9 protein-coding genes are annotated in these 10,392 nt (G+C 74.6%); 1 reads left to right on the top strand and 8 read right to left on the bottom strand.

The genetic code is table 11. The features are described from left to right. Window positions 1-86 precede the first annotated feature (86 nt). The 6 genes from HUW36_RS16540 to HUW36_RS16515 all read right to left on the bottom strand — a co-directional run bounded on the left by HUW36_RS16540 (window position 87) and on the right by HUW36_RS16515 (window position 8,235). Complete coding sequence (locus HUW36_RS16540) at window positions 87-1,496, bottom strand: lipopolysaccharide biosynthesis protein (protein ID WP_174528992.1); 1,410 nt, start codon at window positions 1,494-1,496, stop codon at window positions 87-89. Then, the gene (asnB, locus tag HUW36_RS16535) at window positions 1,493-3,412 is read right to left on the bottom strand and encodes an asparagine synthase (glutamine-hydrolyzing) (protein ID WP_174528991.1); all 1,920 of its coding nucleotides are present in this window, start codon (window positions 3,410-3,412) and stop codon (window positions 1,493-1,495) included. Before asnB ends, HUW36_RS16540 begins: the two co-directional genes overlap by 4 nt. Next, a complete protein-coding gene (locus tag HUW36_RS16530) occupies window positions 3,412-4,563 on the bottom strand; it encodes a glycosyltransferase family 4 protein (protein WP_174528990.1) in 1,152 nt (383 codons plus the stop codon). Before HUW36_RS16530 ends, asnB begins: the two co-directional genes overlap by 1 nt. A gap of 80 nt (window positions 4,564-4,643) precedes the next feature. Further along, on the bottom strand, window positions 4,644-5,870 hold the full coding sequence (locus tag HUW36_RS16525) for a glycosyltransferase (protein ID WP_174528989.1): 1,227 nt from the start codon (window positions 5,868-5,870) through the stop codon (window positions 4,644-4,646). Then, on the bottom strand, window positions 5,870-7,117 hold the full coding sequence (locus HUW36_RS16520) for a glycosyltransferase (protein WP_246248191.1): 1,248 nt from the start codon (window positions 7,115-7,117) through the stop codon (window positions 5,870-5,872). The genes HUW36_RS16525 and HUW36_RS16520 overlap by 1 nt, the downstream gene beginning before the upstream one ends. Next, a complete protein-coding gene (locus tag HUW36_RS16515) occupies window positions 7,114-8,235 on the bottom strand; it encodes a DegT/DnrJ/EryC1/StrS family aminotransferase (protein WP_174528994.1) in 1,122 nt (373 codons plus the stop codon). Before HUW36_RS16515 ends, HUW36_RS16520 begins: the two co-directional genes overlap by 4 nt. A gap of 300 nt (window positions 8,236-8,535) precedes the next feature. On the opposite strand from HUW36_RS16515, the gene HUW36_RS16510 reads away from it, so the two are divergent. After that, window positions 8,536-9,546: a DUF389 domain-containing protein gene (locus HUW36_RS16510; protein ID WP_174528993.1), complete on the top strand. Its 1,011-nt coding sequence runs from the start codon at window positions 8,536-8,538 to the stop codon at window positions 9,544-9,546. On the opposite strand, the gene HUW36_RS16505 is transcribed toward HUW36_RS16510, so the two are convergent. Together HUW36_RS16505 and HUW36_RS16500 are read right to left on the bottom strand one after the other, a co-directional pair. Beyond that, window positions 9,509-9,943: a hypothetical protein gene (locus HUW36_RS16505; RefSeq protein ID WP_174528988.1), complete on the bottom strand. Its 435-nt coding sequence runs from the start codon at window positions 9,941-9,943 to the stop codon at window positions 9,509-9,511. The genes HUW36_RS16510 and HUW36_RS16505 overlap by 38 nt on opposite strands. Before the next feature lie 266 nt (window positions 9,944-10,209). Then, on the bottom strand, window positions 10,210-10,359 hold the full coding sequence (locus HUW36_RS16500) for a hypothetical protein (protein WP_174528987.1): 150 nt from the start codon (window positions 10,357-10,359) through the stop codon (window positions 10,210-10,212). Between the last annotated feature and the right edge of the window lie 33 nt (window positions 10,360-10,392).

The following is a 10,392-nucleotide window of genomic DNA, read 5'->3' as shown; positions in this document are numbered from 1 at the left end:
CACCGGCGGACGGTCGCCGTCACCCGCTGACAGCCGGAGCCTGCGGAGAGCCTGGAGCCCGCCGGGATCCGGAGCCGGCCCGCGAGCTAGCGGCGTCCGTCCGGATCGGCGGGGGTCGCGACGAGGTCCCCGTCCGTCGCCGTCGTCCCGGCGGTCGACCGCTGCCGCGGCGAGTGCTCGGGCACCGCGACGGCCGTGGCGGGCCGCCGCGAGGCGAGCCGCTGGCGGACCAGGACGACGTCACCCGGACCGGGCAGGAGCCGGTGCCACCGGACGCCCGTGGTGCGGCAGAAACGGACCGCCTGCCCGACGGTCATCAGGGTGAAGCCGAGCGACGCCGACAACCCGCAGCCGATGAGCCCCCACCGGGGGATCAGGAGCAGGTTGGCGCCCGCGTTGGCCAGCACCGCCACGGTGGGCAGGGCGGAGACGACGAACGGGCGGTCGTGCTTGATCAGGTACGCGCCGATCTGCCGGCCCGCCTGCACCATGAACAGGCCGGGGCCGAGCGCGTACAGGGCGTTGACGCTGTCCGCGAAGTCGTGCCCGTAGGCCAGCGGGATCAACACCGGGGCGACGAGGCACAGCCCGCCGACGCACACCGCCGCCAGGGCCACCGACACGCGGGTCGCGACGGCCGTCACGTCCGCCGAGGCGGCTCGGTCCCCTTCGGCCTGACGGGGCAGGAAGACCCCGCGTACGGCCTCGGTGGGGATCCGGGTGAGTTCTCCGACGGTCACCGCCAGGGCGTAGAGCCCGACGGCCGTCGGGGTGGCGAGCGCACCGAGCACGAGCACGTCGAGCCGGTAGGTGAGGTACAGCGCGACCGACCCGGGGTGCAGGCGCAGACCCAGCGCGAGGGCCTGTCGGGCCAGCGTGGGGTCGCGTCGCCGCAGCGCCGGCCGGGCGCCGGCCAGCAGCACCATCAGCATGGCGAACGCGGACCCGCTCCAGATCGCCACCACCGAGCCCGGCGTGAGCGAACCGGTCAGGGCCATCTGGAAGGTCACCAGGCACTGGAGGACGCCGACCCACACCATCGCGCGGTTGACCAGGGACACCCGGGCGTCGAGCACCAGCGCGGTGCTCAGGTAGAGCCCGGTGACCGAGGCCGGCACCGCGGCGAGCGCCAGCAGCAGGATCCCGGGGTGCACGTCCAGGACACCGAAGTGGGCGCCGAGCCAGACCACGGCGGTGCCGACGATCGCGGCGACCACCCCGACGGCCGGGCCGAGCAGCACGCTGTTCGCGATGACCGCGTCCCGACGACCCTTCCAGAGCTGGACGTGCGCCTGCTCGACGGAGAGGAAGCCGAGCGACACGGTGGCCCCGGCCACCGCGATCGCCAGGGCGGAGATGCCGCGTCCGTCCGGGTTCAGCGCACGTGCCGTCACGATCCCCGCCGCCGCGTTCAGCCCCACCACCAGGATGCGGGACGCGGCGTTGCGGGCCGCCTGACCCAGCGGTGCCCGGGGACGCGTGTGCCGCCCGGTCACGGTCGCGGCGCGAGCAGGCACCCGCCCGTCGGCACCGGCGGCCGGGTCGCCGCGTCGTCCAGCCAGTGGCGGTGCCACAGCTCGAACTGGAGCAGCGTCCAGATCCGGTGGCTCTCGTCGTCGCCCGCCGCGTGCCGCTGGAGGAGGTCGGTGACCGCCTGCGGCCGGAACAGTCCACGGGACCGCGCGGTCCCGTCGGTGAGCACGCTCCAGGCCAGGTCGCGCAGCTCGCCGCGGAGCCAGTGGCCGAGCGGCACGGCGAAGCCCATCTTCGGCCGGTCGATCAGCTGCGCCGGCAGCCACGGCTCCATCGCCTGTTTGAGGAGGTGCTTGGTCCGGCCACGGCGGACCTTCAGCCGGGTCGGCAGGTGCGCCGCCCACTCCATCAGATGGTGGTCGAGGAACGGGGACCGTGCCTCCAACGAGTTCGCCATCGTGGAGATGTCGACCTTCACCAGCAGGTCGCCCGGGAGGTACGTGTTCACGTCGGCGTCGATGAGCCGACCCACCGGGTCGGTGGCCCCGGACGCGCCGTACGCCTCGGCGAGCAGCGACCACGGGTCGACGCCGACGAGTTGCTCCCGCAGGTCGTCGGTGTAGAGGTCGAGCTGCTGCGCCGGCGGGAAGATCGACGTCAGCGCGCCGTAGCGGGCCAGCGGGGGCTGGCCCAGGAGTTGCAGCACCCGGCCGAGCGCCCGGGGCCGGGAGCCGGCGGTGGTGCGCCTGACCAACCCGTCGCCGATCCCCCGCAGGGCCCGTGGCGTCATCCAGCCCGGCACCGTGCCCAACGCCTGCATCAGCGCGTACCGCTGGTAGCCGCCGAAGCACTCGTCGCCGCCGTCGCCGTTCAGCGCCACCGTCACGTGCTGCCGGGTCAGCTGCGCGACCAGGAAGCTCGGGATGGCCGACGAGTCCGCGAACGGCTCGTCGAAGTGCCAGGTGAGCGTCGGCAGCAGGTCCACGCAGGACGGGGTCACCACCAGCTCGTGGTGGTCCGTCGCATACCGCTGGGCGACCACCCGCGCGTGAGCCCGCTCGTCGAACCGCGCCTCGGTGAAGCCGATGCTGAACGTCTTCACCGGCGCGCTGGTCAGGCGGGCCATCGCGGCCACCACGGCCGACGAGTCCACCCCGCCGGACAGGAAGGCGCCGAGCGGCCGTTCGCTGACCAGGCGTACGCGTACCGCGTCGAGAAGCCGCTCGCGCAGCTCCGCGGCCGCCTCCCGCTCGTCGGTCACCGGGTGCGGCGTGCAGTCGAGCCGCCAGTACCGGCGCACCTCCGTCCGGCCGTCCTCCCAGGAGAGCAGATGACCCGGTGGGAGCTTCTGCACCCCCTGGTAGATGGACCACGGTGCCGGCACGTACTGGTAGGTGAGGTAGTGGTGCAGCGCCGTGAGGTCCACCTGGCGGACCAGTTTCGGGTCCTGGAGCAGGCACTTCACCTCGGACCCGAAGGAGATGTCCGCCCCGTCGGCGCGCCAGTAGAGCGGCTTCTTGCCGACCCGGTCCCGGCCGAGCAGCAGCCGCTGCCGCCGGACGTCCCAGATGGCGAAGGCGAACATGCCGCGAAGCTCGTGCACGAGCGCGTCGCCGTGCTCCTCGTAGAGGTGCACCAGGCACTCGGAGTCACCCTGGCTGTCGAACCGGTGTCCCCGGCCGACCAACTCCGCGCGCAGCTCGGCGAAGTTGTAGAGCTCACCGTTGAACACCGCGACGACCGAGCCGTCCTCGTTGCGGACCGGCTGTTGCCCGCCGGCGACGTCGATGATGGCCAGGCGACGCATGCCGAGCGCGGCGTGCTCGTCGACGTGCAGCCCGGCGGCGTCGGGACCCCGGTGGGTGATGGCGTCGCACATCCGCCGGACCAGCTCGGGATCGGGCCGGTCCAGCGACACGGTGCCGGCGATGCCACACATCACGCCACCCCCGTCCCGGGCCGGCCGACCCGCGGACGGATGGCGGACACGGCCGGCAGGTGCCTGCGGTACATCGACAGGTGGGCGAGCGCCGCCGAGTCGAGGGAGAACAGGCTCGACCGGAACGCGCGCACGGCGGCGTCGACGTCCCGGTCGGCGCCCGCGCCGGTGGTGGCCTCGCAGATCGCCTTCGCCCACTCGTCCGGCGCGGCGTCGCGGGCCACGACGGTGACCCCGGGCAGGTGTTCGGCGATGAAGCGCACACCGGGCAGATCCGAGGCGACCACCCTGGTACCCGTCGCCAGGGCCTCCAGCACGACGCCGGGGAGCCCTTCCCGGTCGGAGGGGAGCAGGACGACGTCCGCCTGGCGCATCAGGGCGCCGACGTCGTCGCGCGGGCCGAGCAGGCGCACGCGGTCACCGACCCGGTGGGTCTCGGCCGCCCGGCGTACCCGGGCGTCGTCCTCGGCGTCGTGGGCGCCCGCGAACGCCAGCCGCGCGGACACGCCGAACGACTCCAGCGCGGCCACCGCCGGTGGGAGCAGCCAACGCCGCTTCTCCGGCGACGCTCGTCCCACGTGCAGGCAGACCACGTCCCCGGGCACCGCGCCGACGGCCGTGCGGAGATCGAGGTCCGTGGGACGGGCGAGTCGGGCCAGGTCCAGCCCGTTGGGTATGACCCGGCAGCGCGGGTCCGACTCCCAGCCCGGCCGGTATCCGTAGGTGAGGGAGCCGGGCGACACGGCGACGATGTCGGTGGCGTGCCTGTCGATCAGCCGTCGCATGACCCGGCGTTGCAGGCGGCGACGGAGACTGTCCGCACGGCCGTCGCCGTCGCTGCGGAAGTGCGCGATCCGCACCGGGGTGCGTGCGACGGCGGCGAGCAGCAGCAGCGCGCCCGAGAAGGTGGCGACGTCGGAGTGCACCACCTCCGCCCGGAGCCGCCTCAGCAGCCGGACGAACCGGACGGGGAAGCGGAGGTCCAACGGGAGCGGGTGCACGCGCGCGCCCAGGCGCTCGACGTCGGGCGCGAGCACCCCGGCCCGTCCGCTCAGGGTGACGAAGTGCACGTCCGCGCCGGCGGCGATCAGCGTCGGCAGGAGGTCGATGGTGCGCAGCTCCGCGCCGCCGATGTCCAGCGCGCCGAACACCCGGATCACGGTGTACCGGGCCGGTGCGGACGGACCGGGCGTGGGTGTCGGTCGGCCGTGGGTGAGCAAGGACGGTTCTCCTATCTGGTGGCCGAGGTGACGGGACCGCCGGCTCGGGGCGCCCGGCCGGCGCCGTCGGTCGCCTCGGCGACCGCCCGGTAGTAGGCCGTCCGGCGCGGGGTCAGGGACTCGGCGGAGAAGTCGCGGGACCGGGTGAGGTTGCGGGCGGAGGCCGCGGCCATCCGGCCCGGGTCGGTGACGCAGGCCCGGATCGCCGTCGCCAGCGCCTCCGCGTCGCCGGGCGGGACCAGGTCCTCCGCGGCCAGCAGTTCGGGGACGCCGCCCACCGTCGAGGCGACGGCGGGCAGACCGCGGGCCATCGCCTCGATCAGCGCCCGGGGCAGTCCCTCGGTCCGGGACGGCATGGCGAACAGGTCGGCGGCGTCGAGCTGCCGACGGACGTCCTCGGCGGTGGGCAGGATGCCGGCGAACGTCACCTGCTCCGCCACACCCAGCCGGTCGGCGAGGTGTTCGAGCTGCGGACGGAACCGTCCGTCGCCGACGTGCACCAGTCGGGGCCGCAGGCCGATGGCCGCCAGGTGGGCCAGCGCCGTGAGGAGCGTGTCGACACCCTTGTACATCTGCTCCAGGGAACCGATCGAGACGATCCGCGGGATCCGCCCGGGCTCCGGGGCGGGCCGGGGCAGCGGCACGTACGCCGCCGGTGGCAGGTCCGCGCTGGAGACCGCGGCCGTGGGTACGCCGGGTCGCGCCGGGTACCGCCCTTGCAGGTGGCGTTCCGTCTCGTACGCCACGGCGGCGGCGCGGCGGCACTGCTGCCGCAGCCGCCGGACCGACGTGTGCCGCAGCACGGGCCGCAGCGGATGCCGGACCACCCCGGGGGCGAACACGTCGTACGGATCGCCGATCACCTCGAGCGCGTAGGGCAGGCTGCGCTGCTCCCGCGCGTCGGCCAGCAGCGAGCCGATGGGGGAGGGGACCCGCAGGATCACCGCGTCGCGAGGGGTCGTCGCGGCCCGTACGGCCCGCTCGATCGACGGCCGGCGCAGCAGGTACTGCCGGGGCCCGACGTAGTAGGGCACCGGCCACACCTCGACCCCGTCGCCGTCCACGCGCAGGGCGCCCGCGGGCGTCACCGGCACGTCGAGCACCCGGGCGACGATCCGGACGTGGGTGAAGACCGACAGGTAGCGTGCCCAGATCCGGTGGTCCGGCCCGGCCTGGATCCAGACCCGCCCGTCCGGGGTCCGTAGGCACCGGGACTCGGTCGCGACCACGACGCGCATCAGTGGCCTCCCCGGCCCACCCGCTCGATGACGTCCGCCACCGTGGCGGCGGCCAGCCGGTTGTCGAAGAGCCGGACGGCGCGCTCCCGGGCCCGGCCGCCGCGGCGGCCGAGCCGACCCGTCGCGAACTCCCGGTACGCCGTCTCCAGCGCGTCGGTCAGGGCGGACACGTCGGCGCGGGGCACGACCCAGCCGGACGTCTCGTCGACCGTCTCGGGAAGCCCACCGGCGTCGCTGACGATGCACGGCAGTCCCATCGCGCTCGCCTCGCAGGCCGCGCCGTGCCCCTCGGACAGGGAGGGGCTCACGCTCACGTCGGCGGCCTGGTAGCAGGGGCGCACGTCGTCGACGCCGGCGAGCCAGGTCACGCTCCGGTCGGTGTCGACCTCGAAGCGGCGGACGAGGTCGTCGCGGTGCGCCTCGCCGGCTGCCGTCCATCCGCCGCCGACCAGCAGCAGGTGGCTGTCGGGATGCCTGGCGTGGAAGGCACGCCAGGCCGCCAGGAGCACCGCGTGGCCCTTGATCGCCTGACCGCGGTGCGCCAGACGTTTCGGCGGGTAGACGTAGGCCACCATGACGGCCAGGAAGCTCTCCGCGTCGATGCCGAGGTCGGCACGCGACTTCGCGCGCCGCTCGGCGCGGGTCCGGACGTCGTCGGCGCCGTGCCCGCCCACGTGCGCGCGGTCCGTCGGCCGGTCCGGGGCGAAGTGGTCCGGGTCGACGCCGTAGGTGGCCACCGGGCGGCGGTCGGCCGGGCACCCGAGCGCGCCGTAGAGGCGCGACGTGTGCCCCGTACCGCAGATGGTGACGTGGTCGAGCCGCCACAGCAGACGTTCCAGCGGCCGGATCAGCGGGGATTCCAGGAACAGCGGGCCGGCGACCATGTGCACCCGGCGCAGCGGGAGTCCCGGCGTGGCGAGGCGCGCCGCGAGCGCCGAGGCGTACAGGTGGTAGTGCAGCACGTCGGGCCGGAGCCGGCGGAGCAGCCGGCGCAGCCGCCACAGCCCGCGCAGCGTCGCCGGGCGTGGCCGGAACCCGAAGTCGAAGGGTGAGTCGACCACCGGGAACCCGCGGCGGTGCAGTTCCGCGGTGAGCCGGCCGGCGCCGGGTGGCAGGACCACGACGACCTCGTGGCCGCGTCGGCGGAGTTCCTCCACCTGCGGCAGCACCCACAGCCCGCCGTCCTTGGTCTTCATCAGGACCGCCACGCGCAGGCCGTCCCGCCGACCGGGGGCCACCGCGCTCACGCCCGTGCCTCCAGGAACCGGGCGGTGACGTCGAGGACGCGGCTGACCTGCTGGTCGGTCATCCCGGATCCGCTGGGCAGGGTGAGACCGTCGGTGTAGAGCCGCTCGGCGGCGCCGGTGAGGACGGCCTCCCGGCCGGCGAAGACGGGTTGCAGGTGCAGCGGCTTCCACACCGGACGACTCTCGATCCGTTCGGCGGCGAGGTGCCGGGCCAGGTCGTCCGCGTGCCAGCCGGCCCGCGTCGGGTCGACGGTGACCACGGTGAGCCAGCAGTTCGCGCCCGGGTCGTCGGCGCCGAGCAGCCGTACGCCCGGACGCCCGGCGAAGAGCTTGCCGTAGTGCTCGCGCAGCTCCCGGCGGCGGCCCAGCATGCCGTCGAGGCGTCGCAGCTGGGCCCGGCCGACGGCGGCCAGCAGGTTGCTCAGGCGGTAGTTGTATCCGATGTCGGTGTGCTCGTAGTGCGCGACCGGCTGCCGCGCCTGGGTGGACAGGTAACGGCACCGGTCCAGCAGGTCGAGGTCGTCGGAGACGAGCATGCCCCCGCCGGAGGTGGTGATGATCTTGTTGCCGTTGAAGGAGAAGACGCCGGCCCGGCCGAACGAGCCGGCCGCGCGCCCGTGCCGGGTGGCGCCGAGCGCCTCGGCGGCGTCCTCCAGCACCGGCACGCCCGCGGCGGCGCAGAGCGGCAGGATGCGGGAGTAGTCGGCGCAACCGCCGAACAGGTCGACCGGTACGACGGCGGCGACGCGTCGGCCGGCGCCGGTCAGGTCGTCCAGGGCGGCGGCGAGCAGGTCCGGGTCGATGTTCCCGGTGGCCGGCTCGCAGTCGACGAAGACCGGCTCGGCTCCGGTGTAGACCACCGCGTTCGCGGTGGCGGCGAACGTCAGCGTGGGCACCACGACGACGGTTCCCGGGCCGGCACCGAGCGCCAGCAGGGCCAGGTGCAGCCCGGCGGTGCCGGAGCTGAGTCCGACGGCGCCGCGCGTGCCGACCCGCTCCGCGATCTCCCGCTCGAATCCGTCGAGCTCGGGGCCGACCGGCGCGACCCAGCCCGAGCGCAGCGCCCGGATCAGGTACGACTCCTCCAGCGGCCCGACGTCCGGCGCGGAGAGGAAGATCCTTCCGGGCTCGTCGCGGGGCGGGGCGGCCGCCGGTACGGACGGCCGTGTCTGACTGGGGTTCACGAATCCTGCCTTCGGTCGGGAGCGAGGCACCCGGACTGCGTTCTACCAGAGAAATGCCTCTATAACGGCGAAAGAGGTATTCCTGTGGATGTTTCGTATTGATCGGGTCGGGTCTACCGAGGATCAACGACGCAGTACGGGGCCGGTGTTGCCCTCGCCGGGCAAAGATGTCCAGCTCCCACCCGGTAGAGTGCCGCCGGCGGCGCGGTGCCGTCGGGTGAGCCGGAGGTGGTCATGCTTCATCTGCGGGTGATCGCGCCGGCGGAGCGGTCGGCCGCGGTCGTCGACCTGTTGTCGACCGACCCGGGCGTGACCCATCTCGTGGTCCTGGCCGGCGTCGCCCGCCAGCCGGCCGGCGACTACATCACCTGCGACGTGGTCCGCGAGAGCGCCGACGCCGTGCTCCGCCGGCTCCAGGACCTGGGCATCGAGGCGAATGGCGCGATCGCCGCGGACGACGTGGAGCTGACCGTGTCCGCGGCGGCGGACCGGGCCGCCGCCGAGGCCCCGGGTCACGGCGAGGACGCCGTGGTGTGGGACGAGATCGCCGCGAAGACCGGCGAGCAGACCGTGCTCAGCGGCACCTTCCTCGCCCTGATCGTGGTCGCCACCATGATCGCCGGCATCGGCGTGCTGCTGGACCAGCCCATCCTGATCGTCGGCGCGATGGTGGTCGGCCCCGAGTTCGGGCCGCTCGCCGCGCTCTGCGTGGCGCTGCTGCGGCGTCAGCCGCCGGTCATCGGCCGGTCGGTGCAGGCCCTGACGGTGGGCTTCCTCGCCGCCATGGTGGCCACCGTGCTGAGCACCTGGGCGCTGGACGCGGCCGGGCTCGTCGACCGGGGCATGCTGCTGGCCGAGCGGCCGCTGACCGACTTCATCTGGCGCCCGGACGCCCTCTCCTGGGTGGTCGGGCTGCTCGCCGGTGTCGCCGGCATGCTGTCGCTGACCTCGAAGAAGTCCGGTTCGCTGGTCGGGGTGCTGATCTCCGTGACCACCGTGCCGGCCGCGGCGAACGTGGCCGTCGCGACCGCGTACGGGGTGTGGCCCGAGGCGGCCGGGTCCGCCCTGCAACTGGTGATCAACCTGGCCGCGATCGTGCTGGCCGGACTGCTCACGCTCGTCGTCCAGCTGTGCTGGTGGCGGCTCGTGGCACGACGGGCCGCGCACGCGGTGCCGCGACAGCGGGTCGACCGTGGCCCGGCACCGGTCAGCGCCAGTCGTCGCCCGCCTCGAGACGCCGGCTGAGCAGCGTCGCCAGCGGCACCGACTCGCCGTCCCGGCCACCCCGCCCGACGACAAGCGGTGGCGCGGTCGGCCGCGGCTCGGCCCCGAGCAGCCGGGAACGCAGGCTCGGCGGCACGGTGAGCAGGTAGAACCGCCCCTCGGTGTCCACCGCCCGGCTACGGGCGCGGTCCACGTACCAGCCGGTGAGCCGGGTGCGGTAGCGGGAACGCCCGTCGTGGCCGGTCGCCGTCAACCGGTCGGTGCCCAACCCCCGCCGCAGGGCCTCGGCGGCGAACCGGGCCACCAGCTCCGCGGCCCGCGCCTGCTCCGCCGCGCGTTCCCGGGCGTCGGCCTCCGCGTGCGCCCGCACCGCGTGACGTTGCCGCTCCCGCCACCGCGCGTCGTCCTCCCCGCCCACACCGCAGAGGGTACGCCGACATTCGCGCCGTCCGACCGGTCCGGTCCCCGCAGCGGGGCGCGGGAGGAGCGTTCGTGCACCGCGTCCGGGTGGTCGCGGCGCGATCGTCGTCATGGCGGCCGCCGACCGGGCCCACCCGCCGCGTCGCCCGCCCCGCCGCCGTGCCTGGTCGCCTGTGGCCAGGACGCGACCGCCCGTCGGCTCCCCTCGCCGGACCCTGTCGAGCTGAGTCGTTCGTGATATCAGCTCGACAGGCCGCGACGAGGTCAGGCCAGGCCGGCCCGGCGCAGCGCCTCCGCCATGGCGTCGTTGACCGGTGCGGGCGCCCCGCCGCCGCGCCCCTGCCGCTGCTGCGGACCGCCGCGCGAGCCACAGAGGAGCGGGCTGCTCAGAGGGGGGTTCCACAGTGTCCTCATTGTCGACCACGGTGAGCGCACAAACCGCGCATC

The organism is Micromonospora maritima, assembly GCF_902825405.1.
GTDB classification, from domain to species: domain Bacteria; phylum Actinomycetota; class Actinomycetes; order Mycobacteriales; family Micromonosporaceae; genus Micromonospora; species Micromonospora maritima.
This window is presented reverse-complemented; position numbering and strand designations above follow the sequence as displayed.